Raw genomic sequence first — 26,440 nt, 5'->3', positions numbered from 1 at the left:
CGGGTTGGCTGCCTTGTCGAAACCGATATGGCTGTCCGAGATCTGCAGGAACGTGAACCCCGTCGCCGTCTCGGCTGCGCTGGCCTCGCCGAGCAGGCCGAGCGACACGGGCACGCCACCCGAAACCGTCCAGAGGACGCCGGTACCCGCCCAGATCATGCACTCGAGGGCGTGCCGGCGGTCGATACGCTCGTCATCGTTACGGTGCTGGGTCATGTCGATCTCCTGCGTCGCCGCCAGTGGCAGATGCTGAGGAGATCGGCAGAGCGGCGGGTTTATTCCCGTCCGTGCCGCATCGCATGTTCACAGGGGCGTGATGAAGCCATCTTGCTCTCGGTCGTGTCGTTGCAGCGTTCCATAGGCCGTTCCTGGGCGCTGCGCCCGTTTCCGCATTTGGCGCCTCTTCGACATCTCTGCTTCGGCAATTACGTCGCTCGCTCCGGCACCTCGTCGGTCCAGACCTTGAAACCCGTCAACGTGTTCGGCCCGAACGTGGTGGCGATGGCGACATCGGCGGCGTCACGGCCGCGCGCAATCAGCACGCGGCCGATACGCGGCACGTTGTTGCGTGGATCGAACATCTGCCAGCCGCCTTCGAGATAGGCCTCGAAGGACGCCGCGAAATCGCCGGGCGCGTAAGGCGGCGGCGTGCCGGAATCGCCGAGATAACAGGTGCAGTAGCGCGCCGGGATATTCATCGCCCGACAGAAAGCGATGGCGAGATGGGCGTAGTCGCGGCAGACGCCGCGGCCTTCACGATAGGCGTCGGTCGCCGTGCGGGTCACGCTGGCGTCGTTGTAGTTGAAGGCGATGCGCTGGTTGACGAAGTCGCAGATGGCCTGAACGCGCGGCGCGCCCGGCTGGACATGGCCGAAGAGCTGCCAGGCGAGATCGAGCAGGCGGTCGCTGTCGCAGAACCGACTCGCCAACAGGAAGACGAGGCTTTCCTCCGGCAGCCGTTCGACCGGCACCTGGCCGGCGTCGAGGTCATGGCTTTCGGGCAGGCCGCTATCGGAGATGATCGCGTCGGCGGTGATCCGCATCAGCCCCTGTGGGGCCAGCAGCCGCGTGCACCAGTTGCCGAAGCCGTCACGGTAGGCACTGAGGGGAACCGAAGGCTGGATCCGGATATGGTCCGGTTCGGCAAGGTCCGAGACCCGGCTGAAATGCACGTTCAGCATCAGGATGACGGGGGTCGGTTGCGGGAAATCGTAGTCGAGCTCGTAGCCGATTCTAAGTTTCACGCGATTCCTTCTGCGCGATCATTGCGCGCGAACACTGGCCCGTTGACCAGAAGGGCCATCATGCATGTTCCCGGCCGCGGCGATATAGGCTGCGCTTGATCTGATAAGCGGAAGCCGCCTTCGCGATGATCGCAAGCAGCATCGCAATGCACGCTTCCGGCGCCATCTAGGACTAGATGACCCAATATCCGAGACGGGCCTTCCGATATAAGGCTACGCGGCGGTTGAAGGCGAAGCCCGACAAGCGACCGCTCTCACAGCGAGACCCTCACGCCCGCTGCGCGCAATCGCCCGACATTCACCCAGCATGAGAAGCGTTCCGTTGGGTTGTGTCTTTGGCGCCCTCAGCGAGTCGTCGGTAAAGCGCCATCTGGCCGGCAGCCCAGCTCTCGAACTCCCATAGGAAGTCGGCTGAAACGGTGACGCTGCGACCTCCCCGGTCCACAACGAAACAGCCGCGCCGCTCCGCGTTCCCGAGGATATTGCCGATGTGCTGACGCGAGACACGGAAGCGATCGGCGAGCACGCCGTAAGAGAGGAGAACCGGTGCGGCGATGCCGGCAAGCCCAGCGTAATATCCGGCAAGCACGGCCGACAGCACGGGGTATCCGCAATCCTGTCCGGTGAACTCGACGACGTTGGAAAAAGGAGCGAAGTAGAGGTCGCCCTGCACGAACAGATCGTATGAGGCACCCAGCCAATTTGCCATCCCGATGTCGTCTCCGCCGAGCCGATCGGCCAGCGGCGAAGGCGGCGGATCGAGCCGCTCGGAGGCTTCCAGAAAGGCCAGAGGCGAGCGGCCGACTTCCTGCAACAGCCGCATCGAAGGGCTCAACCGGATCGCGCGGCGGTCCTCCGGGAGGGCGCTCGCGACGATGTAGCCCCCCAGCTTCAGTGTGTTGACCAGCCCCGCGATCTGGCGGGCGCTGGCGGGCGCCGTACGCTGGAGTGCGGCGAGCGTCGGCGCCTCGCCTTCCCTGCGGCGCCAGCGCGCGTCGAGGCCGATCAGCGCGAACGCCACGAGGTAGCGCGATTTCTGCCCGAAGAACTTGTTGGCTGGCCACGTCATGGCAGGTGGCTCGATCATCGCGGTGCAGTAGCGCAGCAGGGCGTCTCGGAAGCTGCCGCAGCCGATCAGTTCGACCGCATAGGGCCAAGGCATCCGGTCGGCATGAGCGGCGATGGCGGGGTGAAGCAACCCGGAGCGGCCAGCCGGTCGGGAAACATCATCCATTCGCCCAGTACCTGCAAAGTTTGGACTTTGCGACGCGAGGTCGGCATGGGCTCATGCATCGTCCGCAGCCTGTCGAGTCACGTGATCCATAGCCTGTCATGCCGACAACCGTCATTCGAACCTCGCCAATGATGTGGATCCTTGCGCGGAGCGTGCGGGATCATGGAGTGGTTAGATCCCGGCATCGAAAATCTCGCCGCCTGGGGTCTATGCTGATCCTGTTCACCTTATGCGAACTGGCAACCCCCATCGGAGCAGCGGCGCAATCCAACGGCAATGTCGGAGGGCTGGGCGAGGTTTCGACGAGCAATCCTTATCCCTACAGCACACTCACCTTCGTCGGCACGGCTGGTCATATCCGCGCGCTGAATACGCTTGATCTCGGGAGCACCGTTCTGACCTCCCAGGGCTCGGTCGCCCGGCTCTCGGCTGTCGCCGGCGCGGCCCTGTCCTTCAGGTTCGGCGCGATCGGGTCTCCCTCGACGATCTATCTCGGCTCCGCCTCGGATACCGGGACCGTCGTGGTGACGGGCTGGAACGGCGCCGGTGGCCTCGGCGCCGACCTCGTCATCGACGGAGGAACCGTGATCGCGGGGCCGCGCAACCAGTTCGGCCTCGGCGATTTCGGCTACACGATGCGGTCGACCACCATTGCCAATGGCGCCACGCTGCAGTTCTCGAGTGACGATTCCGTCATCAGCCGCCTCAGCGGCGGCGGTGCGATCGGCATTGCCAGCGCCCAGCTCTCCATCGGGGGCGGCACGTTTTCGACCAGCATTACCGGTGCCTCGCGTCTCACCTTCACAGGAGACAGCACCTGGACGGGCATCGGCGCCAGCATCGGAACGCTCGAGGTGAGGTCGGGGGCGACCCTGACGACCAACAACCCTGGCGCAGTAGAGACGACGACGAACCTCCAGATCGATGGGACCTACCAACTCAACTCGCCCCTGGCGGTCGATGGACTGACCGGGAGCGGGCTGGTCGCGCTCGGGCTGGGCGCCCGCCTGACAGCGGGGTCCAATGACGCCAGTTCAACCTTCGAAGGCGCGATCTCCGGCAGCGGCGGCGGGCTTACCAAGGATGGCACGGGGACGCTGACGCTATCGGGCAACAGCTCCTATACCGGCGAAACGATCATCAATGGCGGTACGCTACGGATGGGAGCCTTCAATGCGCTGTCGGCCGCGACTAATGTCAGGCTCAATGGCGGCACCTGGTCGCTTGACGGCTACAATCAGAAGGTCGCCAGCCTGGCCGGCAATGTCGGGACAACGGTCGATCTCGGCTTCGCCACGCTGACGCTCGGCGGCGGCTCGAATACCGGCTTCTTCGGCGGGATCACCGGCAGCGGTGGGCTCACCAAGATCGGCAGCAACAGCCAGGACCTCTACGGGCTGAATTCCTATTTCGGCCCGACCACGGTATCGGGCGGCATGCTGCGCCTCGCGAACGGAGCCACATTGCCCAACTCGCAGGCGATCGTCGTGAATGCGGGGGCGGATTTCGATCTGGTCACCTCCAATGCTCTCTCCCAGCAGAGCCGCGTCACGCTCAATGGCAACGGAGCGCGCCTGAGGATCAACGGCGACCAGATCATCGGTGGTCTCGATGGAACGAGCGGCTCGCAGGTGCTGTTCGGCGTCGGGCGCAGCCTCACCCTGGGTGCCAGCAACGCCGACAGCAGCTTCGCCGGTAATATCGGCAGCGACGGCAATGGCAGCCTGACCAAGAGCGGGACGGGCCGCCTCACGCTGACCGGCACGAACAGCTACACGGGCGCAACGATCGTGGATAGCGGGACGCTGGTCGTGAACGGGTCGATCGCGAGTTCCTCCGGGCTGTCGCTCAACAGCGGCGCGACCCTTGGCGGCTCCGGGATCGTGCCCTCCGTCACGGTCGCGGGCGCCACACTCTCGCCGGGCAATTCGCCGGGCACGCTGACGATCAACGGCAACCTGACAATGGACGCCAACTCGACATACCGGGCCGAGGTGCAAGGCCCGGTCTCCGATCGGATCAACGTTGCGGGAATAGCCTCGCTCGCAGGAACGCTGCAGCTAAGGCCGCTGGGCGGCGCCTACACCTTCAACAGCCCATACACGCTCCTTTCCGCGACAGGCGGCCGGACCGGGACCTTCGGCACCGTCGATCAGACCGGTGCCTTTGGGGACGGCGTGACCACGGCGGTGTCCTATACCGGTCAGGAGGTCCAGCTGACGCTGACCCCGAAGCCGCTGGCACCGATCGTAACCGACCCGACGTCGCCTGCTCCCTTGAATCCGGGAGGATCGGGGCTCGGGCCGGGGAATTCCTCACCGCCTCTCGCCACCGTATCGGCCAGCACCAATCCAACAAATGCCTTCGCCGTCGCCTCGTCGATCGATGCCGCAGTGGCGGGCGGCGCCGACGCCTCGCCCTTCTTCAATCTCTACAACCTTTCGGCTGCTGCGATCCCGGCAGCCGTGAACCAGCTTTCGGGCGAGGCTCACACCAGCGTCCCTGCCCTCGCGAACAGCTCGGCGGGGCAGTTCATGGGTGCGATGCTCGATACCGGTCTGGCAGGGCGACTGGCACCGTCGGCTTGGGTACCTCGCGTGACCGCGTTCAGCAGCCGGACCGGCAAGGGCTATGACGAGTTGGCGAAGCACGGCTCGCTCGACCAGCCGCGCTTTGCGCTTTGGGGGGCGAGCTACGGCTCCGCCGGACGCATGGAGGGTTCCGCCCGCGTCGGCTCCGCCGATCAGCGTGTCGATGACGCCCATATGGCGATCGGCGCGGATCTGCGTCTCGGCCGCGACACGGTGGCCGGTCTTGCCGTCTCGGGCGGAAAGGCCCGCGCGTCGCTGAGCGGCGGTCTCGGCAAGGTCGAGAGCGGCGTGTTCCAGGCGGGCCTCTACGGCATGACCAGGCTCGGTCCGATCAACCTGGCGGCGGCCGGCAGCTACAGCCGGCTGGACAATGACGTAAGCCGCGCCGTTCCTGTGCTCGGCAATACCTTGCTGTCATCCTATGCCAGCACAGCCTGGAGCGGACGGGTTCAGGCCAGCGCTGCGCTCGCCAGCTGGGGCGGCTTGACGCTCTCGCCGCTCGTGGCCCTGCAGGCGGTGACCATGCGCAGCCCGGCCTTCAGCGAGCGCACGGGATTCGGCGCCAACGCGGCCGCTCTCTTCGTCGCCCGCAACAACGCCACGACGAGCCGCTCCGAATTCGGCGCTCAGCTCGATGCTGAGGCGCCGGTCGGCGGGGTACCGCTCACCGCCTTCATGCGGGCCTCCTGGGCACGCTATTTCCAGCGGGATGCCGAGATCACCGCGGGCCTCGTGGCCTTGCCGGGAACGAGCTTCGTCACCCAGGGCACGAGGCCAGACGTCAATGCCGCTCTGTTAGCCGCCGGGCTCGACGCCGCCCTCAGCGAGCGTGTCACTCTCGGGGTCCGTCTCGAAAGCGAACTCTCGGCCAATACGAGACGCCTCGGCGGAGTTGCCCAGATGAAGATCAGCTTCTGAAGCTTCAGCCTCCATGCCAACCGATGAGGCGCTCGAATCTGAAGAGCCCTTTTACTTGACTGAGGTCCGCTTGCCGGCGCCCTTGCCGTGTCCGCTCCTGGCGCATCTCACCCGGCAAACAGCTTCCAATTCTGGCGTGCAGCGAGCAGCCTATTCGGTCAGAGCGGCCCCAAATCCCGAACGATCAGAGCGTAGAGCGCCTGGGCGGCCGGGGTCAGCGTCTCGCCGCGCCGGCGGATCAATGAGACCGGCCGGTCGACGATCGGATCGACCAGCGGAATCTGCGCGAGATCGGGGCGCAGGTTCTCGACCAGCGACTCCACCAGGATGGCAATGCCCAGCCCTTCCGAGGCCAGCCCGATCGCGCTGGAGAAATACTCGACCACGAATTTGGTCTTCACCTCGATGCCCGAGCGCGAGAGCTGCGCTTCCATCAGCAGACGGTTGCCGCTGCTGCCGCCGAGCGTGATCAGGTCCTGGCCGGCGAGATCTGCCCAGGCGATGGTCTCGCGCCCGGCGAGCGGATGGTCGTTGCGGCAATAGACGACGAAGGGATCGCGGACGAGAATCTCGTTGTGCAGGTCCTGCTGGTTCGGCGGCTGGACATGCAGGCCGAACTCGGCCTGGCGCCGCCGCACCGCCTCGATCACGAGCGTGCTGGTCCGGTCGAGGATTTCGACGCGGTTATTGGGATGGCGCGTGGCATATTTGCGCAGGATACGCGGCAGGCGGCCATACATCAGCGACGGCACCGAGGCGATCGTGATGTCGCCGGTCGAGAAGCGCGACATCGTCTTCAGCCGCTCGAACGAGCGATCGACGGCATCGAGCATGCGCTGGGCTTCCGGCAGGAACTCGCGGCCGATGCTCGTCAGCGCGACGGTTCGTGTCGTCCGGTCGATCAGCTTGAGCCCGACATGGGCCTCCAGCCGCTGGATGCGCCGCGTCAGGCCGGTCTGCGTGACATGCAGCTTCTCGGCCGCCTTGTTGAAGCTTCCGAGCTCCGCGATCTGGATGAAGGCCTCGATGCCGTCGATCGGATGTTTCATGACAAAAAATCATTGATATATGTCATTATTTCAGCATACGAGCGATACCTCCCCGGTCAAGAGTGTTCCCGAAAGGCGCCCAACCGCTGCGATGCGGGATGCGAGGCAGCCGTGAGGAAACGCAGAGATGACCGATACCAGTGCCCGCACGCGCGGCAGGCGCGTGCTCGTCACGCATGATCGTTTGGCCGAGAACGCGATCGAGCTTCTCAACGCGCATGACGTCGACGTCTTCTTCTCGCCGGCCTATGCGCCGAGCGAGCAGGTCGCCCAGCGCGCCGCCGAATTGCAGGTCGATGCCCTGATCGTCCGCCAGGGCCGCGTCGACGAGGCGATCATCGCCGCCTCGCCGCGCCTGAAGGTCATCGCCAAGCACGGCGTCGGCGTCGACAATATCGACCTGCAGGCGGCCGCTTCACGCGACATCCCGGTCATCCGCGCCATGGGCTCGAACTCGCGCGCCGTCGCCGAGCACACCATCGCGCTCGCCCTGACCCTGCTGAAGGACATCCCGCGCCTGGACGCAGCCGTGAAGGCCGGCACCTGGCCGAAGCCGAGCTTCATCGGGCGCGATATCGCCGGTACCGTGATCGGCCTCGTCGGCTTCGGCTCGATCGGCCAGCATGTCGCCCGGATGGCGCAGGGGCTCGGCATGACCGTCCTGCTGCACGATCCCCATGCCCGCGCGGCGATCGCGCAGTTCGGGTCCGATTGCGAACGTGATCTCGACAGCCTTGTTGCGGAAGCCGACATCGTCAGCCTGCATTGCCCGCTGACCAACGCCACGCGCGATCTGCTGGATACGCGCCGCTTCGGCCTGATGAAGCCGACCTCCCTGGTCGTAAACACGGCGCGCGGCGCCCTGATCAACGAGGCGGCCCTCTGTGCCGCGCTGCTGGAGGGCCGGATCGCCGGCGCGGGGCTCGACAGCTTCGCGGTCGAGCCCCCGGCTCCGGACAGCCCGCTCTGGGCCCTGCCCAACCTGATCGCCACCCCGCATATCGCCGGCGTGACCGCGGGATCGGCCAAGACCATGGCCGAGATCGCCGCCCGGCACGTCATCGCCGTGCTCGACGGCGAAGAGCCGGATGCGGCCAGCCTCGCGAGGTTGACCGAACTCGCTGCCTAAGATCCGGACCAGATACCGGACGACCATGAACCAACGGGAGGAAGACCATGAAGATCGTCTACAAGGCGCTCGCCGCGCTGGCCCTGTCCGCGCTCGCGACCACGGCCTCCGCGCAGCAATATCCGGAGAAGCCGATCCGGCTGGTCATTCCGTTTCCGCCGGGCGGCGGCACCGACGTCGTCGCGCGCGTCATCGCCCAGAAGCTCGGCGAGAGCACGGGCTGGACGCTGGTGGCCGACAACAAGCCGGGCAGCGGCGGCAGCGTCGGCCTGAGCCTCGCCGGCAAGGCAGCTCCGGACGGCTACACCATCGTCCTCGCGCAGAACGCCAACCTCGTCATCAACCCGATCCTCGGCAAGGCCAATTACGACCCGATCAAGGATTTCGCGCCGATCGGCCTCGTCGCCTCTGCGCCGCAGGTCCTCGTCGTCGCCAAGGATTCGCCGATCAAGACGGTCGAGGACCTGCTGGCCGCCGCCAAGGCCAAGGACGGCAAGCTGACCTTCGCCTCGCCCGGCGTCGGGACCAGCTCGCATCTGGCCGGCGAACTCATCCAGCAGATCGCGGGCGTGAAATTCCGCCACGTCCCTTACAAGGGCTCGGCCCAGGCCCTGCCGGACCTGCTCGGCGGGCGCGTCGAGATCTACATCTCCTCGGTTCCCTCCGCGATGGTGCAGATCAAGGAAGGCGTGCTGCGCCCGATCGCGGTCTTCGCAACCAAGCGCGATGCCGACCTGCCGGATGTCCCGACCTTCGAGGAGAAGGGCCTGAAGAACTCCGAGGCCGTGACCTGGTGGGGCCTCGCGGCGCCCGCAGGCGTGCCCGCGCCAATCGTCGCCCGCATCAATACCGAGCTCGGCAAGGTGCTGAAGCAGCCCGACACGCAGGCCAAGCTGCGCTCGGCCGGCGCCGAGGCGCTCGGCGGCAGCGCCGAGGAGTTCGGCGCGCTGATCAAGTCCGACGTGCCGAAATGGACGGCGGTCATCAAGGCGGCCGACGTGAAGGTTGCCGACTGAGCCGATGACGCTGGCCGGGAAGCCGCGCCGTCGGGCGGCGGTTTCCCGGTACAGCGCATGCCCATCCTGAAAGCCTGAGTCCCGGCGGCGCCCGAGCTGCGCCACCCGGCATCACGTCGGATATCGGCCATGAAAACCAGCATATTCAAGAATCAGGACGCCCTCGCCGGCCTGCTGTTCATGGGGCTCGGCGCACTCGGCTTCGCGATCGCGCTCGGCTACAAGTTCGGCACCACGATCGACATGGGCCCGGGCTATTTCCCGCGCATCCTGAGCCTCGTCCTGATCGGCTTCGGCATCGTCACCTTCCTCAAGGGGCTGCGCCATTGCATGCCGGTCGAGGGCGGCTGGGCCTGGCTGCCGCTCTTCCTGCTGAGCGCCGCGCTCCTGCTTTTCGGCTTCCTCCTCGAACGCCTGGGCCTCGTGCCGGCGCTCTTCGCCCTGTTCTTCGTCTCGGCCCGGGCCGGCCACGAATTCAAGGCGCTGGAGGTCCTCGTCCTGACCGCGGTGATGTCGGTCTTCGCGGCCGCCGTCTTCGTCTGGGGGCTGAAGCTGCCCTACGCCCTCTTCGCCTGGAACTTCTGAGCCATGGAGATCATCGATCACTTCGTGCTCGGTTTCGGCGTCGCCCTGTCGCTGCAGAACCTGGCCTATTGCTTCCTCGGCGTGCTGCTCGGCACCCTGATCGGCGTGCTGCCGGGCGTCGGCCCGCTGGTGACGATCTCGATGCTGCTGCCGATCACCTTCGGGCTGCCGCCGGTCTCCGCCGTCATCATGCTCTCCGGCATCTATTACGGCGCGCAATATGGCGGCTCGACCACGGCGATCCTGGTCAACCTGCCCGGCGAGACCTCGTCGGCCGTCACCTGCCTCGACGGCTACCAGATGGCCCGCCGCGGCCGGGCCGGTGCGGCGCTCGCGATCGCCGCGCTTTCCTCCTTCGTCGCCGGCTGCATCGGCACGCTGCTGATCGTCGCGCTCGGCGTGCCGCTCGCCTCCTGGGCGCTGCGCTTCGGCGCCGAGGACTATTTCGCCCTGATGGTGCTCGGGCTCGTCGCAGCCTCGGTGCTGAGCCATGGCGACATGGTCAAGGCGCTCACCATGGTCGTAGTCGGCCTGCTGATCGGCCTCGTCGGCACCGATGTGAACTCGGGCGTCGAGCGCTACACCTTCGGCCTGCCCGAACTCGCCGACGGCATAGGTTTCACGGTGCTCGCCGTCGGCATGTTCGCGATCTCCGAAGTCGTCCTCAACCTGGAGCAGAAGGAGGCGCGCGAGGTCTTCACGAAGAATGTCGGCGGCCTGATGCCGCGCTGGGAGGACTTGAAAGCCTCGTTCCTGCCGACCTTGCGCGGCACCGCCATCGGCTCCTTCTTCGGCATCCTGCCGGGCACCGGCCCATCGATCTCCTCGTTCTCCGCCTACATGCTCGAGAAGAAGCTGGCGAAGGACCCGTCCCGTTTCGGCCAGGGCGCGATCGAGGGCGTCGCCGCGCCGGAAGCTGCCAATAACGCAGCCGCGCAGACCGCCTTCATCCCGACGCTGACGCTGGGCATCCCCGGCAGCGCGACCATGGCGCTGATCCTCGGCGCGCTGATCATGAACGGCGTCCAGCCCGGTCCCACGGTGATGGCGCGCAATCCCGAACTGTTCTGGGGCGTCATCGCCAGCATGTTCATCGGCAACGCCTTGCTCGTCGCGCTGAACCTGCCGCTTGTCGGCCTCTGGGTGCGCCTGCTCAGCATCCCCTATCGCTGGCTGTTCCCGGCGATCGTGATGTTCTGCGCGCTCGGCAATTACAGCCTCAACAACAGCGCGATCGACGTCTATCTCTGCGCGGCGATCGGCGTGCTCGGCTATGTCTTGGCCAAGCTCAAATGCCCGCCGGCGCCGCTGGTGCTCGGCTATGTGCTTGGCCCGATGATGGAAGAGAACATACGCCGGGCGCTGCTCCTGTCGGAAGGCGATCTCTCGATCTTCGTGAAGAGCCCGATCAGCCTGACCTTCCTCACCCTCTCGCTGCTGTTGCTCGTCAGCATGGCCCTGCCCGCCATCCGCCGCGGCAAGGCCCGTGTCGATCAGGAGGAGGAGGCCGGCGCGACCTGAGCGCGCCGTCTCGTCCCCCTTCGCAAACCATCATCCTCCCAGCCGCTGCGCGGCCCGGTTCGCCGCGCCGGCCAGCCATGACAACCAAGGACGTCCCATGATTGGATTTCGCATCCTCAAGCGCCGCCGCCAGGTCGCCCCCGACCTCGTCGAGCGCTTCCGTACGGTGCCCGTCGCCAATGTCAGCGATTCCATGTGGCGCATGACCGCCGGCGGCGCCTCGCTGCGCCCGCTTCACCGCGGCGGCGTGATGGCAGGCCCGGCGCTTACCGTGAAGACGCGTCCGGGGGACAACCTGATGATCCACAAGGCGCTCGACCTTGCATCTCCCGGCGACGTCGTCGTCGTCGATGGCGGCGGCGACCTCACCAATGCCCTGATCGGCGAATTGATGATCGCCCATGCCCGCACGCGCGGCATCGCCGGCATCGTGCTCCATGGCGCGGTCCGCGACTCCGCCTGGATCCGCGAGAACGACCTGCCGATCTACGCCGCCGGCATCAGCCATCGCGGCCCCTACAAGGACGGCCCCGGCGAGATCAACGTGCCGATCGCGATCGAGGGCATGGTGATCGAGCCCGGCGATCTCGTCCTCGGCGACGACGATGGCTTTTTGTCTGTCCCCTTCGATCATGCCGAGGAGATATACGAGGCTGCTCGCAAGAAGCACGCAGCAGAAGAAAGGAAGATGGCCGCGATCCAGCAAGGCAAAGACGATCGCAGTTGGATCGACGCGTCCCTAGCACGCCTGGGCTGCGACATCGCACCGTAACAGTGGCCAGGCCCCTGACGCCTTGGGTCGCCCTCTCTGGCAAGCTCGCCGCAACGTCCGAAATTGGCGCGTGCAGGCCTGCTCGCATCTCGACCTCGCACATCCCCATTTTACCAAAGAGGTCGGCACTAAGTTCGAAAGCTATATTTCGTTTCTGGGGTTCGGCATCCAGCCGCCGACCCCAAGTTGGGCAACATGCTTGAAAGCGCACAGAACTATCTGACCAGCGCCCCTTGGCTCGCGATCACCCCCGGTGCCGCAATCACGCTCGCGGTGACATCGTTCAACTTTATGGGCGACGGACTACGGGACGCTCTGGATCCGAAACTTTAAGTCCGAACTCGCGCGGCCTGCCGACGCGGCCAACGTCTGCTTTCCAGCGGCAGCCCAATATCCGGAGGTGCCGCACTGCGCACCCACCGGCGCTCGACCGATGTGGGCCGTCGCAACTCTTGCGCCCTTTAATGTCGCGATACCGGCGACCGGATCGACTAAGACGCTACCGCGCAGCTGGGGTGGCTCGCGCGGATGCAAGAACCGTGACCGACACGACGCGCGCCTCCGCCATCGCCCATGCCGACCCTGTGGGGCGTGCTCGCGCTGGCCGCCCCGATCATACTCGCCAACGCATCGACGCTGCCAATCGGCTTCGTCGACGCGGCGATCATCGGCCTGTTCGGTGACGCGACCCTGATCGGCGGCGTCGCCGTCGGGGCTGCGATCTACAGGGCCATCGATTGCTACATCGCTTTCTGCACATCAGCACGACGGGCCGCACTGCGCAGGCCTATTGCGACCGGCTGCATTTCCCTGACAAGTTTGGTCCAATTTCATGAATTGGACCAACTTGTTACGGGTACAGCTTACAAACCTACAAGTGCCGGCCGTTAGAACGGAATGTCGTCGTCGAGATGGCTGGAGGACGAGCGCCCGCCGCCACCGCCACCGCCGCCGCTCGACATCGCGGGCTGGCGCGAACCGCCGCCGCCCATCGCGCCCGAACGGCCGAAGGAGCCGCCACCGCCGCCGCCCGAGCGTTCCTCCATGTAGCCGCCGCTGCTGCCGCCGCCCTCGCTATACTCGTCGCCGCCGCCCTGGCGGCTGTCGAGGATGGTGAGCTCGCCGCGGAAACGCTGCAGCACGATCTCGGTGGTGTATTTCTCGACGCCGGACTGGTCCTGCCATTTCCGGGTCTGGAGCTGCCCCTCGATATAGATCTTCGAGCCCTTCTTCAGGTACTGCTCGGCCACCTTCGCCAGGTTCTCGTTGAAGATCACGACCGAGTGCCACTCGGTGCGCTCCTTGCGCTCCCCGCTCTGCTTGTCGCGCCAGGTCTCGGAGGTGGCGATACGCAGATTGACGACAGGCTCGCCGCTGCCGAGGCGGCGCACTTCGGGATCGCGCCCGAGATTGCCGACCAGAATGACCTTGTTGACGCTACCAGCCATGACAGGCTCCATTTCCTGCGCACTTCACACAAACCGGCCGATCGACCGGAGCCGAACCCTATCGGCCGATCAGGGCATTATCAATCATGTTCCCGTTTTGTTCAAGGGGTTTTCCCCCGGCGAATCATGGCGCCGGGGGGTGGGTTGACCGTTTGGAGGCTACGGCAGATCGCCTTGCAGCTCGACACCGAGCGATGCCAGCGCGCGCCAGTAGCCGGGGTAGGTCTTGCCGACGCAGGCGGGGTCGAGGATCGTGACGCCGTTGAGCTTGAGGCCCGCCAGCGCGAAGCTCATGGCGATGCGGTGATCGGCATGGCTGTCGATCCGCGCCGCGACGGTCTGCCCGGCGAGGGTGGGGTCGGACGCGACCAGAAGATCGTCCCCCTCCTCCCGGCCGAGCCCCGGCCGGATGCGCGCCAACCCTTGCGCCAGGGCCGCGACGCGGTCGCATTCCTTGACGCGCAGATTGGCGATCCCGACGAAACGGACCGGCGTCCGGTTGAAGGCGGCCAGCACCGCGAGGGTCGGAATCGCATCCTGCATCTGCGAGCCGTCGATGACGGCAGGCAGGTTCGGAAAGCTGGCGATGACCTTGTGCGCGGCGGCGTCGGGCTGGGTGAAGGCCGAGGGGGCGACGCCGAGATCGATGGCGCCGCCGGTCAGTACTTCCGCCGCCCAGAGATAGGTGGCGGCCGATGCGTCCGGCTCGATCAGGAAATCGATGGCCTCGTAGCCGGTCGGCTCGACCCGCCATGTCGCCGGGTCCGGTTGGGAAACCTGCGCGCCGAAGGCCCTCATCACGGCCAGCGTCAGATCGATATAGCCGCGCGCGCCGATCTCCTTGCCGGTCAAGGCGATCTCGACCGGGCCGCGCCCGCAGGCCGCCGCCATCAGCAGCGCGGAGACGTATTGGCTGGACAGGCCGCCGTCGATCTCAACGCGCCCGGCGGGGAAGCCACCCTGCCCTTCGACCGTGACGGGCGGGCAGCCGCTCGGCGCGCTCGCTGCGACGCCGAGCGCCCGCAAGGCCTCGACCAGCGGTGCGATCGGCCGCTTGCGCATGTGCTCGTCGCCGTCGACGACCACCTTCCCGTCGACCAGCGCGGCGGCAGCCGTCAGGAAGCGCGTCGCGGTGCCGGCATTGCCGAGGAAGAGCGGTTCGGCCGGCGGCTGCAGCCGTCCCGAGCCGGAGACGACGAAGGTCGTGGCGTCGGGCTCGTCGACGGTCACGCCCATCGCGCGGACCGCCTGCGCCATGTAGCGGGTGTCGTCGCTCTTCAGGGCGCCGGTCAGGCGGCTGGTGCCGCCCGCCAGCGCCGCCACGAGCAGGGCGCGGTTGGTGATGGATTTCGAGCCGGGCGGCAGGACGCGCCCCCGCAAGGGGCCTCCCGGCGGAACGATCGTCAGTGCCCCCGTCGCATTCGTCATCTGCGCTTTCGCCCGTCTCAAGCCCGCGCCCGAACGGCGCCTGCAAGCTCATAATATGACGGGGCCGGCTTGTCGCGATCGAAGCGCGGGTGCCTTCATGCCCGGGCCGATTGGGTCAGCCATCCGTCCGGCGTGCGCCGAGAACGGCCTGCGCCATCCGGTCGAGCAGCACGGCGAGCAGGACGATGCCGAGCCCGCCGACGAAGCCGAGGCCGGGATCGGCCCGCTGCAGGCCGAGCAGCACGATCTCGCCCAGCCCCTTGGCCCCGATCATCGAGGCGACCACGACCATGGCGAGCGCCATCATGATCGCCTGGTTCAGCCCCTGCAGGATCACCGGCCGCGCGAGCGGCAGTTCGATCAGCCAGAAGGCCTGCCTCGGCCTGAGGCCCAGCGCCCGCGAGGCCTCGACCAGCCCGGCATCCACGCCCCGCAGGCCGAGCTCGGTCAGGCGCGCGAAGGGCGGCAGCGCGTAGATGAGCGTCGCGACCAGCGCCGGCGCACGGCCAAGCCCGAGCAGCATCGCGACCGGGATCAGGTAGACGAAGCTCGGGATGGTCTGCATGAGGTCGTAGAGCGGCGCCAGCACCTTCCCCAGACGCGGCAACCGCGCCGCCGCGACGCCGAGCGGCAGGCCCAGCAGCACGACGAGCACCACGGCCACGGCGACAAGCGCCAGCGACTGCATCGCCTCGCCCCAGACGCCCAGGCCCGCGAGAGCCAGCGGCAGGATCGCCATGGCCAAGGTGAAGCCGATCCGCCGGGTCGCGAGCCAGGCGCCTGCGGCGACGGCCAGGACGAAAGCTGGAACCGGCACGTGCTGAAGCAATGTCTCGACAGCGCGGACCGGCGCCGTCAGCACCACGCCGACGCCGTCGAGCCTGTCGCCATAGCCGGTGACGAGTGCATCGACGGCGCGATTGACGGCGCCTTGCAGCGCCTTGCCGAGATCCGGCACGGAAGCGCTAGTCACAAGCTGGCGGCAACCTTGCCGGCGACATCCGCCGGCAGCCACTTCTTCCAGATATCGCCCTGCGTCTTCAGGAAGACGAGCGCCTGCTGCTCGGGCGTGATGCCCTTCTCGCGGGCTTCCGCCAGCATCTTCGAGGTCACGTCGCTGGTCGTGCCGTAACTCTTGAAGAACCCGGCGAGCTGCGGCGCCTTCTTAGCGAGGTCGACATTGGCGCCGATCACGACCTTGCTGGTCGGATAGGCGGTGGCGCGCTTGGGGTTGTCGCTGGCCTTCAGCTCGGCCCAGACGCCCGCATCGAAGGGCGGCTCCTCCAGCTTGACGAGATCATAGGCGCCGAGCAGCCAGCTCGGCCCCCAATAGTAGAACACGACCGGGCGCTTGCGCTTGAGCGCGGCCTCGATCGCGGCGACCAGCGCCTCGCCCGAGCCGCCGCGCGTGTTGGTGAAATCCTCCGTGAGCCCATAGACCGCGAGCTTCTTGGTGTTGATGCCCTCGCAGACCCAGCCGGCGACGCAATTGTAGAAGCGCCCCTTCCCCGGCTCCTCCGGATCGGCGAAGAGCGCCTTGTAGCGCTTGAGGTCTTCGGCCTTCTTCAGGTCCGGCGCCTTGGCGTCCGGTCCCGAGACGAGATAGCGCGGCACGAACCAGCCTTCGCTCGCGTCCGGGAAGGTGGTGCCGAGCGGCTCGACCTTGCCGGCCTCGGCCGCCTTCACCCAGGCATCGACCGGGTTGGCCATCCAGATTTCCATGACGATATCGACGTCGCCGCGCGCCATGCCGTTGACCAGCGGCGCGATCACACCCGGCACGCGCTCGACCTTGCAGCCGTACCCGCGCTCGGCGATCGCGCTGGCGACGGCGGTGTGGAACGCGGCGGAATCATAGTCGAGACCCGCCATCTTCAGCGGGCGATCGAGCTCGCAGGCCATGGCCTGTGCGCCGAGCCCGAGGCCGAGCGCGAGGGCTGCTGCTCCAAGAACGGCTTTCATCGGCATCACTCCCCAGTTGATCATGACAAAAGCCGCCGGAGCCTGTGACGCAGGCGGTTCGCGCTGTAACGCCGGGCCGGACGAATTGATCCATCCTTCCGGCCCGCTGCAACACAGCATCGCGCAACCGGGGCGGCGAAGCGATGCACGACCCTGTCAGCACCCGTCAGGACCGTGCGGGACTCGCGAGCCGCCCAGCCCCGCCCCGGCTATCGGCCGCGATAGGGCACACCGTCATCCCATCGCGACTGCCAGTGGGACAGGAACCGCGCCGCGATATCCGGCATGTCCCTGATGACGACGACGTTCTCGGAGTTCTTCGTCTCGGCGGACGGAGCATAGTTGAACGATCCGGTCTGGACCGTGCTGCCGTCGACGATAATCGTCTTGTCGTGATGAAGGTGGAAGCGGTCGTTCGTGCGCAGTTCCACGCCGTTGCGCGTCACGAAATCCATGGCGGCCCTGCTGGCCCTGCCCATGTTGCGATCCTTGTCGACGACCACGCGAACCGCGGCTCCGCGATTCTTCGCCGCCACCAGCGCATCCGCGACGTCCTGTGCCTGAAAGGCATAGGCGAGGACCTGGACGCTGCGCCTGGCCTCGCCGATCACCTTGAGCACCAGGGCGCGCGCCGACCCCTCCGGCGAAAAGCCGACCTCGACACCAGGCGCAGCCTGAGCGGCCGGAGAAAAAACCAGCATGGCCGCCAAACCAATGATGCGGATCGTGTTCATGACGGCCTCGCTTTTCGATTGCTGACGCCATGGAAGGCCAAACGCATCGGCGGTACAAGGCGAGTCCCAGCCGCCGCTATCGCGAAACAGGACGCCCCGCCGTGACAGCCCAGAACAGCATCGTCCTCTCCAGCGACCACGCCGCTATCCCGCTGCGGCAGGCCATTGCCAGGCATGTGGCGGCGCAGGGCTGGGCGGTGGTCGATATCGGCCCGACGACGCCAGAGAGCACGCCCTACCCGCAGCATGGCGAGGCGGCGGCAAGACTGGTCGCCTCCGGTGATTGCCGGCTCGGCATCATCCTGTGCGGCACCGGCCAGGGCATCATGATGGCGGCGAACAAGGTCAAGGGCATCCGCTGCGGCGTCTGCTCCGACACGTTCTCGGCCCGGATGATCCGCGCTCATAACGACGCCAACATGCTCTCGCTCGGCGCGCGCGTGGTCGGCGAAGGGCTGGCGCTGGAGATCGTGGACGCGTTCCTCTCCGCCACGTTCGAAGGCGGCCGGCATGCGGCGCGGGTCGAGATGGTCGCGGCGCTGGAAGGGTAGCGCGGCGCATGTGACCGAGCTGGGAATGGCTACCTGGGCGTGCGCCCCATTGTCGGCTCCCGACCCGTTGCGGACTTCGTCGAGTGGCAGAACAGTGCCAAGAGGTTGTTCTGGGATGCACGACAGAGCAGGAGCAGATCGTGACCGACCGATTTGAACGGCACCGCCAACCCTGGACCTCGGAGGAGCTTCAGAAGCTGAAGCTGCTCGCGGGGAAAGGTATGGCACTCAAAGCGATTTCAAAGGCTATGACGCGCAGCGAGGAATCCATCAAGGATCGCGCCAAACTCGATGGAATCAAGATTGCCAAGCTTCGGTAGACCGGATTCGCAGCGCCATTCCGCAATGCAAATTGACGGAATTTGGTCGCCGGATCGGAGAAAACTCATTGGGGTGAGAAGCTAGAGGTCCGCTTACGACCCGGTGCGGACCATTGCGGGGGGAGCGCGGTACGCAACGCAACATGCTAGGTTGCTCCATTACCAGCCCTGCCGATAGAACCTGCCGACTCTGGGGCCGATCTCGGGCTCCGTCTGTTGCGTCCAAGCCTTATCAAACGAGTCTAGCGCAGGCGTTGAAGTAAGCCATTTAAACACATTTCTTGGCGATTCGCCTTGGCTATGGCGAGAGGAAATCCAATAGGGAATCCAATTCGTTCCGAAGAAAAGATAATGCCATGAGGGCACTGAAATCATTTCGATCTGAGCGCCCAAAAATCCCCAGCCCTGACCCATGACTTCGTCAAATCTGTCAATCTGAACGGGGCCTCGGCTGTAACGTAGGACCTTAACCGAGCTTGGATCGTTTACGTCATCGAAAGTAAATATCGGAGGCAAATTGCGAACATCCAAAGCCACCTTACTGCCCTCGTGGATGTCAGCTAGCTCCGAGGATATCGAATGACCTTTCTCAATTTCTTCATAACTAATTTTGACGTCGAAGACACTTCTAGGGAATTCATTATCAGGCACGGCAACAACGATCTTTTTTCCGCTGCTGGCCGTCAGGACGATGGCTTCTCCCCACATGTAGGAGCCTCCGCCAGTAACGTAAGGGCGGCCGCGCGCTGCATTTAGTACATATAGGCTGGAGCCAGCCAGAACGCCCGTGGGCGAGTTTAGCCGAACATGAAGGCGATATCCGTAGTGTATCGTCGTGCCGAACAGTCCACGAGCGGCGATAGGTAGCAAGATGGCGAGAGATAAGATGATTGATGAAAGGAGAATGACCGCTTTCTTCATTTCAGGCCAGCCACCGCTCTCAATCCGTTCCCTATCGAGAAACCTTGAACCAAACCGCTGGCGAGCGGTTCCCAGCGCAAAGTATTTAGCACATATTACAGATTGGTGTGTGAAGCGCGGTCCATTTGTGTGAGCCCTCGCGCTGATGAACTAATGTCCGCTCTGGACCCATTGCAGACGTTACCGTCAGGTTGGATAACTTGCGGTGTAGCATCTCGTTGTCCGATGCCGCCCGAAGCAGGGAGTGGAACATGGCGAAAGCGTATTGGGTCGCGGCTTATCGCTCGGTCAGCGATCCCGAGGCGTTGGCGGCTTATGCCAAGCTGAGCGGTCCGGCCATCGCAGCGGCGGGAGGCCGCATTCTTGCCCGCGGCATGCCGGGCCATGTTTACGAGGAAGGCCTGCAGCAGCGTACCGTCGTGATTGAGTTCGACTCCGTGGAGCAGGCGAAAGCGGCGCATGACAGCGCTGCCTATCAGGAAGCGCTTCGGGCGCTCGGAACCGGCGCGGAACGCGATATCCGCATCATCGAAGGCGTCTGAACGAGCCGAAGGATGGCTTCGAACGGCCGAAGGTACAGGCCGGCGTCCTGTCCGCGACTGCCCCGTCGCGGACACGTCCTGTCGCCTTTTCGGTGCCCATGCCGATCCGCGTCGGGACTACGCACGGGCCCCGGCCTGCTCCATCGCGGCGGCTCGCCGCAGGACCTCGGGCCGCGGTGACATGATCTGCCCGATCCGCCATCCGATCCCCGCCGCGACAAGCATCCCTGAGCTGACGAAAACGGCGAGGTGAGCGACTTCCACAGGCAAGCTCCGGCATAGGCATGGAGCGCCTTGAACGTCTCGGCACCGCATTTGGTTCGCCGGCCACGGTCGGAACCCCGGAGATCGGGACTTGGCGCGCTTCTTGTTGCGGCTCACTGGCCACCCATTGGAGTGCGCCGAAATGAAACACAGCGATCGGCACCGGCTCAGCCGGGCAGCGGCGAAAGAACCGGCGAACGAGGTTCGTTTCCGTTTGGCACTGGAGCTCGCGCTGGCGGCGTTCATCACCATCTCTGCGCTTCGGCTCCACGACATCCTGAGACCGCTGCTCCCCTGAGCGAGCCAGCGCAGCTCGGCTGTCCCGCCGCCGATTGTCGCGATGGACAGTGTCCCCGCTTCGGAAACGTGCGAAGAATAGCCCAATAGCGGGATTGCCCGAGGAAGTGGCGTGGCGCCGTTCCCAAACCGCAGCGATGGAGCTCGCCGTGCTGAAACGATGCGTCGCCTTGGCTTTCATCCTTCTCGGGCCGGTGGGCTGCGTCACACAGGACAGCGTTCCCCGGGCCAGAGCCGATGGGCCGGCCTATACGCAGCCGGGCATCGGCGCGCCGGCGCGCCAGACGGATTCGTTCGGGGGCGCCTTCAGATAGGCACGCGGGCCAGGCGCAGCATCGCGCCTCAGTACCCCCCTCTGCCCCAAAGAACGCAACAAAAAACCCGGCAGGCCAAGCCTGCCGGGTCGTCGATATCGGATCGTCCGGCCGCGTCAGCCGCGCGGGGCGAAGGCCTTGAGCGCAGCCGCGGCCAGCGCCGACTTCAGGATGGCGCCCAGGATGAAGGGTGTGGCGCCGAGCGCGATCGCCTTCGGCAGGCCGATCAGGACGGCGAGCCAGGCAACGCCGATCACCAGGCAGAGCGCATTGCCGGCAAGCATCGCCGCGAAGGCGAAGCCGACGCGGCTGCCGTTCCAGCCGCGCTGCGCCAGCCAGCCCGTCAGGGCCGCGGCGAAGGGGAAGGCCAGCAGGTAGCCGCCGGTCGGGCCGGCGAAATAGGCCGCGCCGCCGACGGCGCCGGCGAAGACGGGCAGGCCCATGGCGCCCTGCGCCAGCCAGGCGATGACGGCGACCGCGCCGAGACGCCAGCCATAGAGCGCGCCGATCAGCGTGACCGCGAAGGTCTGCATCGTCATCGGCACCGGGTACATCGGCACCTTGATCTGCGAGGACAGCGCCAGCAGCAGGCTGCCGACGATCACGGCGCCGGCCTGCCAGGCAAGCGAGCGGCTTTCCAGCCGCAGCGGGCTGAACGGGCGGCTGAGGGCAAGATCGGTCATGGTCACTCCTGGGTCGCGATCAGAATTATCTATAATTTAGATCTTTGATCTATGATGGAGTCCATATCTCGGCGGAAAAGGCAAGCGCGCCCTTTGTTGGGAAGCCGGTTGGCACGGATAAACACGATACGCAGAACGGACGACGGCAGCATCGTTCCTATGAGCGCCACGCTTGTCATTCCGGGGCTTCGCGCAGCGAAGAACCCGGAACCCACGACTGGGTGCCCCCTTACTGACAGCGATTGCAATCGCTCGCCTAGTCGTGGGTTCCGGGTTCGCGCTTGTGGCGCGCCCCGGAATGACAAAGGTGTAGCACGCCCCTACGCCCCCCTCACCCGACGATCGCAAAGGCCCCGCGCGTCGCGCCCGAGGCGGTGCGGGCGGGTCGCTCGCCGATCCACTGGGCATGCCGCGCCAGCGTCGCGATCGCGGTCTCCAGGTCGCCATTGCGCAGGGCGTTGAGGATAGCGCGATGGTCGTGGTCGGTGCGGGCCTCCCATTCCGAGCGCCAGGCCGAGAACAGGAAGCGTGCGCTCGCGGCATGGAGATCGTCGATCGTCGCGAGCAGGCGCTTCATGCCGCAAGGCGCGACCAGCGTGCGATGAAAGCGGCGATTCGCCTCCTCCCAGGCGCGGACATCGGTGGCGGCGTCGCAATCGCGCCGCGCCTGCTCGGCCTTGTCGAGGATGGCAGTGGTGAGATGCGGCGCGGCATGTCGTAGGGCCAGCGCCTCCAGCGCGGCGCGCATCGCCGCGACCTCCTTCACCTCCGACAGGTCGAAGGAAGCGACGCGGACGCCGCGGCGCGGCTCGCTGATCGCCAGGCCCTGCGCCTCCAGCCGGCGGAAGGCCTCGCGCACCGGGACGTGGCTGGTCTCGAATTCCGCGGCGATATGGTCCTGCCGCAACCGCGTGCCGGGCTCGATCGTTCCGGCGATGATCCGCTCGGCCAGGGCCCTGGCGATGCGGACGGCAATGGTGTCTTCGGCAGGCTTCGTCATGATTTATAGATAATTCGAGCGTGCGACAGAGTCGATTGCGATTGGCGCGACGATCCCCACATGAGAGCCTCGCCGATCCTGACGTTTCCTGTCAGGACGACGGCAGCAGCCGGGACGGCTGCGTGCTATTCATGCCGGGCAGATTGCCGCGAGGCTGGAAAGGCCCGGCATTTGCCCTATCTGTAGTGCTTCTCCTCGACCGGACGCCCCGATGGCCCGCAAGACCGAATCCGCCGCTGCCCAGGCTGCTGCGCTGGAAGACATGTTCGACCGCAACCGCGCGGCCGACCCGAACAGCCGCGCCATCACCGTGCGCGGCGCGCGCGAGCACAATCTGAAGAATGTCGACCTCGCGATTCCCAGAGACAAGCTCGTGGTGTTCACTGGGCTCTCCGGCTCGGGCAAGTCCTCGCTCGCCTTCGACACGATCTATGCGGAAGGCCAGCGCCGCTATGTCGAGTCGCTCTCGGCCTATGCCCGCCAGTTCTTGGAGATGATGCAGAAGCCCGATGTCGATCAGATCGACGGGCTTTCGCCGGCGATCTCGATCGAGCAGAAGACGACCTCGAAAAACCCGCGCTCGACCGTCGGCACGGTCACCGAGATCCACGACTACATGCGCCTGCTCTGGGCGCGCACCGGCATCCCCTATTCGCCCGCGACCGGCCTGCCGATCGAGAGCCAGACCGTCCAGCAGATGGTCGACCGCATGGTCGAATTGCCGGAGAAGACGCGCGGCTATCTGCTCGCGCCCGTCGTCCGTGGCCGCAAGGGCGAGTTCCGCAAGGAGATGGCCGACTGGCTGAAGCGCGGCTTCCAGCGCGTCAAGGTCAATGGCGAATTCTACGAGATCCCGGACGCCCCCGCCCTCGACAAGAAATTCAAGCACGACATCGACGTCGTCGTGGACCGCATCGTGATCCGGCCCGATCTCGGCGCGCGCCTCGCGGATTCGCTGGAGCAGGCGCTGGAGCTGACCGACGGCATCGCGGTTTTCGAGTATGCCGACGAGAAGGAGGAGAACGGCGAGGCCAAGCGCGTCACCTTCTCTTCCAAGTTCGCCTGCCCGGTTTCCGGCTTCACCATTCCCGAGATCGAGCCGCGGCTGTTCTCGTTCAACAACCCGTTCGGCGCCTGCCCGGTCTGCGACGGCCTCGGCCATGAGATGCGGATCGACCCGGACATGATCGTGCCGGATCACTCCCTCACCTTGAAGAAGGGCGCGATCGCGCCCTGGGCCAAGTCGACCTCGCCCTATTACGGCCAGACGCTGGAAGCGCTTGCCCGGCATTTCGGCTTCTCGATGACCAAGCCCTGGTCGGAGCTGCCGGAAAGCGCGCGCAAGGCGATCCTGTTCGGCACCGGCACCGAGCCCGTCCGCATGGCCTATAATGACGGCCTGCGCAGCTACGAGGTGAAGAAGCCCTTCGAGGGCGTCATCACCAATATGGAGCGGCGCTGGAAGGAGACGGAGTCGGACTGGGCGCGCGAGGAGATCGGCCGCTTCATGTCCGAGACGCCCTGCGCCGCCTGCAACGGCTATCGCCTGAAGCCCGAGGCGCTGGCGGTGAAGATCGACATGCGCCATATCGGCGAGGTCTCGAAGCTCTCGGTCAAGGACGCGCTGGACTGGGTCACCAACCTGCCTTCACGGCTGTCGAAGAAGCAGAACGAGATCGCCCCGCGCATCCTCAAGGAAATCCGCGACCGCCTGACCTTCCTGCTCGACGTGGGCCTGGAATACCTGACGCTCGCCCGCGCCTCCGGCACGCTGTCGGGCGGCGAGAGCCAGCGCATCCGGCTGGCGTCGCAGATCGGCTCGGGCCTCACCGGCGTGCTCTATGTGCTGGACGAGCCCTCGATCGGCCTGCACCAGCGCGACAACGAGCGCCTGCTCGGCACGCTGCGGCGCCTGCGGGACCTCGGCAACACCGTGATCGTGGTCGAGCATGACGAGGACGCGATCCTGACGGCCGACTATGTCGTCGATGTCGGCCCCGGCGCTGGCATCCATGGCGGCGAGATCGTCGCCAAGGGCACGCCGCAGGACATTCTCGACGATCCCAATTCGCTCACCGGCAAATACCTCACCGGCGAGATGTCGGTCGCGGTGCCGGCCAAGCGGCGCAAGGCCACGAAGGGCCGCAGCCTCAAGATCGTCGGCGCGCGCGGCAACAACCTGCGCAATGTCGATGTCGAGATTCCGCTCGGGATGTTCACCTGCATCACCGGCGTCTCCGGCGGCGGCAAGTCGACGCTGGTGATCGACACGCTCTACAAGGCGGTGGCGCGCAAGCTGAACGGCGCGATCGACCACCCGGCCCCGCATGACCGCATCGAGGGCATCGAGCATCTCGACAAGGTCATCGACATCGACCAGTCGCCGATCGGGCGCACGCCGCGCTCGAACCCGGCGACCTATACCGGCGCCTTCACGCCGATCCGCGAATGGTTCGCCGGCCTGCCGGAGGCGAAGGCGCGCGGCTATCAGGCCGGGCGCTTCTCGTTCAACGTCAAGGGCGGCCGCTGCGAGGCCTGCCAGGGCGATGGCGTCATCAAGATCGAGATGCACTTCCTGCCGGATGTCTACGTCACCTGCGACGTCTGCAAGGGCAAGCGCTACGACCGCGAGACCCTCGAGGTGAAATACCGCGACAAGTCGATCGCCGACGTGCTCGACATGTCGGTCGAGGAGGCGAAGGGCCTGTTCAAGGCGGTGCCCTCGATCCGCGACAAGATGGAGACTCTGGCGCGCGTCGGGCTGGACTATGTCAAGGTCGGCCAACAGGCGACGACGCTCTCGGGCGGCGAGGCGCAGCGCGTCAAGCTCTCCAAGGAACTGTCGAAGCGCGCCACCGGCCGCACGCTCTACATCCTCGACGAGCCGACGACCGGCCTGCATTTCCACGACGTCGCCAAGCTCATGGAGGTGCTGCACGAGCTGGTCGACCAGGGCAATTCGGTGGTGGTGATCGAGCACAATCTCGAGGTGGTGAAGACCGCCGACTGGGTGATCGACATGGGCCCCGAAGGCGGCGACGGCGGCGGCCAGGTCGTGGCCGAAGGCACGCCGGAGGACATCGTCCGCATCGGCAAGGGCCACACCGCGCGCTTCCTCAAGGAAGTGCTGGATCGCCGGCCGATCAAGAAGGGCAAGACGGTCGCGAGGCAGGCGGCGGAGTGATCAGGTTTACAGAACGTCTGATTGAACGAAATTTTGAGTGTGGTAATTATCCCTGATCATAACGCAGTTATTGGGGATGGAGCGTGGCGGATCCACTGACTTCTGCAGTTTTACCAGCGGCTGGTAAACTCGCAGCCGCGGTTATAGATGTAGCGAAACCTGCTACCATCAAAGCTGCAGAGAAATTGATGGTGAAATATGGTGTAGGTCTATCAACATTGTTGAGTGATCAAGCGGCCCGACACCGTTATGTCAAGACAATAATCTCAGGAAGCACACCAATTGAACTAACTAATCTATATGTCAATTTGAAATTGAAGCGCGACGATAAAATAGTTCGAGATGATGATTTATTCAAGCTCCTAGAAAGCGAAAGGGCAATCCTAGTTCATGCCGCAGCAGGATCTGGAAAGTCAATGCTGCTTAGATACCTCCTCCTCACAGCGGCGCAGCATCTAAAACAGCGATTTCCGATTTTAATTGAGTTGAGAGACATTAATTCCCAGCAAAATAAGTCGTTTTTAGAGATAATACATGATTATATCGCAGATTATGTTGACGGATTCTCCAGAAATCAAACTGATTTTGCCTTAAAATCAGGACGCATACTATTAATACTTGATGGATTCGATGAGGTCGACTTTGATCATCGACGCTGTCTCTTATACACATCTAAAAGAGGGGGGGGGGGGGGGGGGGGGGGGGGGGGGGGGGGGGGGGGGGGGGGGGGGGG

24 protein-coding genes and 2 pseudogenes are annotated in these 26,440 nt (G+C 65.5%); 14 read left to right on the top strand and 12 right to left on the bottom strand.

What is annotated here, in order from left to right:
• From JHD80_RS20365 to JHD80_RS20355, 3 genes and pseudogenes are all read right to left on the bottom strand, one after another.
• A pseudogene (locus JHD80_RS20365) lies at positions 1 to 216 on the bottom strand (metallophosphoesterase); the annotation flags it as partial.
• Between the two features lie 209 nt (positions 217 to 425).
• The gene (locus JHD80_RS20360) at positions 426 to 1,244 is read right to left on the bottom strand and encodes a transglutaminase domain-containing protein (protein ID WP_199091226.1); all 819 of its coding nucleotides are present in this window, start codon (positions 1,242 to 1,244) and stop codon (positions 426 to 428) included.
• A 298-nt stretch (positions 1,245 to 1,542) separates the two neighbouring features.
• Positions 1,543 to 2,478, bottom strand: coding sequence for a MarR family transcriptional regulator (locus JHD80_RS20355; RefSeq protein ID WP_199091224.1), 936 nt, complete (start codon positions 2,476 to 2,478; stop codon positions 1,543 to 1,545).
• A gap of 209 nt (positions 2,479 to 2,687) precedes the next feature.
• On the opposite strand from JHD80_RS20355, the gene JHD80_RS20350 reads away from it, so the two are divergent.
• Positions 2,688 to 5,987: an autotransporter outer membrane beta-barrel domain-containing protein gene (locus JHD80_RS20350; RefSeq protein WP_199091222.1), complete on the top strand. Its 3,300-nt coding sequence runs from the start codon at positions 2,688 to 2,690 to the stop codon at positions 5,985 to 5,987.
• A 158-nt stretch (positions 5,988 to 6,145) separates the two neighbouring features.
• Here the strand turns inward: JHD80_RS20350 and JHD80_RS20345 are convergent, their stop codons facing one another.
• Positions 6,146 to 7,036, bottom strand: coding sequence for a LysR family transcriptional regulator (locus JHD80_RS20345; RefSeq protein WP_199091220.1), 891 nt, complete (start codon positions 7,034 to 7,036; stop codon positions 6,146 to 6,148).
• 127 nt (positions 7,037 to 7,163) lie between these two features.
• On the opposite strand from JHD80_RS20345, the gene JHD80_RS20340 reads away from it, so the two are divergent.
• The 7 genes and pseudogenes from JHD80_RS20340 to JHD80_RS20310 all read left to right on the top strand — a co-directional run bounded on the left by JHD80_RS20340 (position 7,164) and on the right by JHD80_RS20310 (position 12,950).
• The gene (locus tag JHD80_RS20340) at positions 7,164 to 8,165 is read left to right on the top strand and encodes a hydroxyacid dehydrogenase (RefSeq protein WP_210339943.1); all 1,002 of its coding nucleotides are present in this window, start codon (positions 7,164 to 7,166) and stop codon (positions 8,163 to 8,165) included.
• Between the two features lie 47 nt (positions 8,166 to 8,212).
• Complete coding sequence (locus tag JHD80_RS20335) at positions 8,213 to 9,181, top strand: Bug family tripartite tricarboxylate transporter substrate binding protein (RefSeq protein ID WP_199091218.1); 969 nt, start codon at positions 8,213 to 8,215, stop codon at positions 9,179 to 9,181.
• A 129-nt stretch (positions 9,182 to 9,310) separates the two neighbouring features.
• Positions 9,311 to 9,766: a tripartite tricarboxylate transporter TctB family protein gene (locus JHD80_RS20330; protein ID WP_199091216.1), complete on the top strand. Its 456-nt coding sequence runs from the start codon at positions 9,311 to 9,313 to the stop codon at positions 9,764 to 9,766.
• A 3-nt stretch (positions 9,767 to 9,769) separates the two neighbouring features.
• A complete protein-coding gene (locus tag JHD80_RS20325) occupies positions 9,770 to 11,287 on the top strand; it encodes a tripartite tricarboxylate transporter permease (RefSeq protein WP_199091214.1) in 1,518 nt (505 codons plus the stop codon).
• Between the two features lie 97 nt (positions 11,288 to 11,384).
• Positions 11,385 to 12,059 carry an RraA family protein gene (locus JHD80_RS20320; RefSeq protein WP_199091212.1) on the top strand — a complete coding sequence of 225 codons (675 nt, stop codon included), beginning with the start codon at positions 11,385 to 11,387 and terminating at the stop codon, positions 12,057 to 12,059.
• A 136-nt stretch (positions 12,060 to 12,195) separates the two neighbouring features.
• Positions 12,196 to 12,392: pseudogene (locus tag JHD80_RS20315) on the top strand (peptide ABC transporter permease); the annotation flags it as partial.
• A gap of 240 nt (positions 12,393 to 12,632) precedes the next feature.
• On the top strand, positions 12,633 to 12,950 hold the full coding sequence (locus tag JHD80_RS20310) for a hypothetical protein (protein ID WP_199091210.1): 318 nt from the start codon (positions 12,633 to 12,635) through the stop codon (positions 12,948 to 12,950).
• Here the strand turns inward: JHD80_RS20310 and ssb are convergent.
• The 5 genes from ssb to JHD80_RS20285 all read right to left on the bottom strand — a co-directional run bounded on the left by ssb (position 12,947) and on the right by JHD80_RS20285 (position 17,631).
• On the bottom strand, positions 12,947 to 13,507 hold the full coding sequence (gene ssb, locus JHD80_RS20305; RefSeq protein WP_199091208.1) for a single-stranded DNA-binding protein: 561 nt from the start codon (positions 13,505 to 13,507) through the stop codon (positions 12,947 to 12,949). The genes JHD80_RS20310 and ssb overlap by 4 nt on opposite strands.
• Positions 13,508 to 13,666: 159 nt before the next feature.
• Positions 13,667 to 14,935: a 3-phosphoshikimate 1-carboxyvinyltransferase gene (locus JHD80_RS20300; protein ID WP_199091206.1), complete on the bottom strand. Its 1,269-nt coding sequence runs from the start codon at positions 14,933 to 14,935 to the stop codon at positions 13,667 to 13,669.
• Between the two features lie 115 nt (positions 14,936 to 15,050).
• Entirely contained in the window at positions 15,051 to 15,908 is an 858-nt protein-coding gene (locus tag JHD80_RS20295; RefSeq protein ID WP_210339942.1) for an ABC transporter permease, read from the bottom strand.
• A complete protein-coding gene (locus tag JHD80_RS20290) occupies positions 15,905 to 16,897 on the bottom strand; it encodes an ABC transporter substrate-binding protein (protein ID WP_248311679.1) in 993 nt (330 codons plus the stop codon). Before JHD80_RS20290 ends, JHD80_RS20295 begins: the two co-directional genes overlap by 4 nt.
• Positions 16,898 to 17,106: 209 nt before the next feature.
• Positions 17,107 to 17,631, bottom strand: coding sequence for a phospholipase D family nuclease (locus JHD80_RS20285; RefSeq protein ID WP_199091203.1), 525 nt, complete (start codon positions 17,629 to 17,631; stop codon positions 17,107 to 17,109).
• A gap of 101 nt (positions 17,632 to 17,732) precedes the next feature.
• Here JHD80_RS20285 and rpiB point away from each other — a divergent pair, with 101 nt between their 5' ends.
• Positions 17,733 to 18,182 carry a ribose 5-phosphate isomerase B gene (gene rpiB / locus JHD80_RS20280; RefSeq protein WP_199091201.1) on the top strand — a complete coding sequence of 150 codons (450 nt, stop codon included), beginning with the start codon at positions 17,733 to 17,735 and terminating at the stop codon, positions 18,180 to 18,182.
• 140 nt (positions 18,183 to 18,322) lie between these two features.
• Positions 18,323 to 18,502: a hypothetical protein gene (locus JHD80_RS20275; RefSeq protein ID WP_199091199.1), complete on the top strand. Its 180-nt coding sequence runs from the start codon at positions 18,323 to 18,325 to the stop codon at positions 18,500 to 18,502.
• Positions 18,503 to 18,661: 159 nt separating this feature from the next.
• Here JHD80_RS20275 and JHD80_RS20270 read toward each other — a convergent pair whose 3' ends face one another.
• A complete protein-coding gene (locus tag JHD80_RS20270) occupies positions 18,662 to 19,210 on the bottom strand; it encodes a hypothetical protein (RefSeq protein WP_199091197.1) in 549 nt (182 codons plus the stop codon).
• 464 nt (positions 19,211 to 19,674) lie between these two features.
• On the opposite strand from JHD80_RS20270, the gene JHD80_RS20265 reads away from it, so the two are divergent.
• Together JHD80_RS20265 and JHD80_RS20260 are read left to right on the top strand one after the other, a co-directional pair.
• A complete protein-coding gene (locus JHD80_RS20265; protein WP_199091195.1) occupies positions 19,675 to 19,965 on the top strand; it encodes a DUF1330 domain-containing protein in 291 nt (96 codons plus the stop codon).
• 355 nt (positions 19,966 to 20,320) lie between these two features.
• Positions 20,321 to 20,527: a hypothetical protein gene (locus JHD80_RS20260; RefSeq protein WP_199091193.1), complete on the top strand. Its 207-nt coding sequence runs from the start codon at positions 20,321 to 20,323 to the stop codon at positions 20,525 to 20,527.
• A gap of 429 nt (positions 20,528 to 20,956) precedes the next feature.
• On the opposite strand, the gene JHD80_RS20255 is transcribed toward JHD80_RS20260, so the two are convergent.
• Positions 20,957 to 21,523 (bottom strand): biotin transporter BioY, encoded by a 567-nt coding sequence (locus JHD80_RS20255; protein ID WP_199091191.1) that lies wholly within the window; start codon positions 21,521 to 21,523, stop codon positions 20,957 to 20,959.
• A 331-nt stretch (positions 21,524 to 21,854) separates the two neighbouring features.
• Entirely contained in the window at positions 21,855 to 22,523 is a 669-nt protein-coding gene (locus JHD80_RS20250) for a GntR family transcriptional regulator (RefSeq protein ID WP_199091189.1), read from the bottom strand.
• Between the two features lie 262 nt (positions 22,524 to 22,785).
• Between JHD80_RS20250 and uvrA the strand changes: the two genes are divergently transcribed.
• Both uvrA and JHD80_RS29405 read left to right on the top strand, forming a co-directional pair.
• The gene (gene uvrA, locus JHD80_RS20245) at positions 22,786 to 25,707 is read left to right on the top strand and encodes an excinuclease ABC subunit UvrA (RefSeq protein WP_248311680.1); all 2,922 of its coding nucleotides are present in this window, start codon (positions 22,786 to 22,788) and stop codon (positions 25,705 to 25,707) included.
• A 188-nt stretch (positions 25,708 to 25,895) separates the two neighbouring features.
• Positions 25,896 to 26,440 (top strand): NACHT domain-containing protein (locus tag JHD80_RS29405; RefSeq protein ID WP_465246539.1); only part of this gene is annotated, 545 nt, incomplete at its 3' end.

It is taken from the genome of Allobosea sp. ASV33 (genome assembly GCF_016428755.1).
Taxonomy (GTDB): domain Bacteria; phylum Pseudomonadota; class Alphaproteobacteria; order Rhizobiales; family Beijerinckiaceae; genus Allobosea.
Note: the sequence above shows the minus strand (reverse complement) of the source record. Positions and strands in the feature narration are given on the sequence as shown.

Excerpts from the sequence above, each read along its gene's own strand:
- JHD80_RS20355 (WP_199091224.1), bottom strand. The coding sequence starts at position 2,478 with ATGGATGATGTTTCCCGACCGGCTGGCCGCTCCGGGTTGCTTCACCCC.
- JHD80_RS20350 (WP_199091222.1), top strand. The coding sequence starts at position 2,688 with ATGCTGATCCTGTTCACCTTATGCGAACTGGCAACCCCCATCGGAGCA.
- JHD80_RS20345 (WP_199091220.1), bottom strand. The coding sequence starts at position 7,036 with ATGAAACATCCGATCGACGGCATCGAGGCCTTCATCCAGATCGCGGAG.
- JHD80_RS20340 (WP_210339943.1), top strand. The coding sequence starts at position 7,164 with ATGACCGATACCAGTGCCCGCACGCGCGGCAGGCGCGTGCTCGTCACG.
- JHD80_RS20335 (WP_199091218.1), top strand. The coding sequence starts at position 8,213 with ATGAAGATCGTCTACAAGGCGCTCGCCGCGCTGGCCCTGTCCGCGCTC.
- JHD80_RS20330 (WP_199091216.1), top strand. The coding sequence starts at position 9,311 with ATGAAAACCAGCATATTCAAGAATCAGGACGCCCTCGCCGGCCTGCTG.
- JHD80_RS20325 (WP_199091214.1), top strand. The coding sequence starts at position 9,770 with ATGGAGATCATCGATCACTTCGTGCTCGGTTTCGGCGTCGCCCTGTCG.
- JHD80_RS20320 (WP_199091212.1), top strand. The coding sequence starts at position 11,385 with ATGATTGGATTTCGCATCCTCAAGCGCCGCCGCCAGGTCGCCCCCGAC.
- JHD80_RS20310 (WP_199091210.1), top strand. The coding sequence starts at position 12,633 with ATGCCGACCCTGTGGGGCGTGCTCGCGCTGGCCGCCCCGATCATACTC.
- ssb (WP_199091208.1), bottom strand. The coding sequence starts at position 13,507 with ATGGCTGGTAGCGTCAACAAGGTCATTCTGGTCGGCAATCTCGGGCGC.
- JHD80_RS20300 (WP_199091206.1), bottom strand. The coding sequence starts at position 14,935 with ATGACGAATGCGACGGGGGCACTGACGATCGTTCCGCCGGGAGGCCCC.
- JHD80_RS20290 (WP_248311679.1), bottom strand. The coding sequence starts at position 16,897 with ATGAAAGCCGTTCTTGGAGCAGCAGCCCTCGCGCTCGGCCTCGGGCTC.
- JHD80_RS20285 (WP_199091203.1), bottom strand. The coding sequence starts at position 17,631 with ATGAACACGATCCGCATCATTGGTTTGGCGGCCATGCTGGTTTTTTCT.
- JHD80_RS20270 (WP_199091197.1), bottom strand. The coding sequence starts at position 19,210 with ATGTGGGGAGAAGCCATCGTCCTGACGGCCAGCAGCGGAAAAAAGATC.
- JHD80_RS20265 (WP_199091195.1), top strand. The coding sequence starts at position 19,675 with ATGGCGAAAGCGTATTGGGTCGCGGCTTATCGCTCGGTCAGCGATCCC.
- JHD80_RS20255 (WP_199091191.1), bottom strand. The coding sequence starts at position 21,523 with ATGACCGATCTTGCCCTCAGCCGCCCGTTCAGCCCGCTGCGGCTGGAA.
- JHD80_RS20250 (WP_199091189.1), bottom strand. The coding sequence starts at position 22,523 with ATGACGAAGCCTGCCGAAGACACCATTGCCGTCCGCATCGCCAGGGCC.
- uvrA (WP_248311680.1), top strand. The coding sequence starts at position 22,786 with ATGTTCGACCGCAACCGCGCGGCCGACCCGAACAGCCGCGCCATCACC.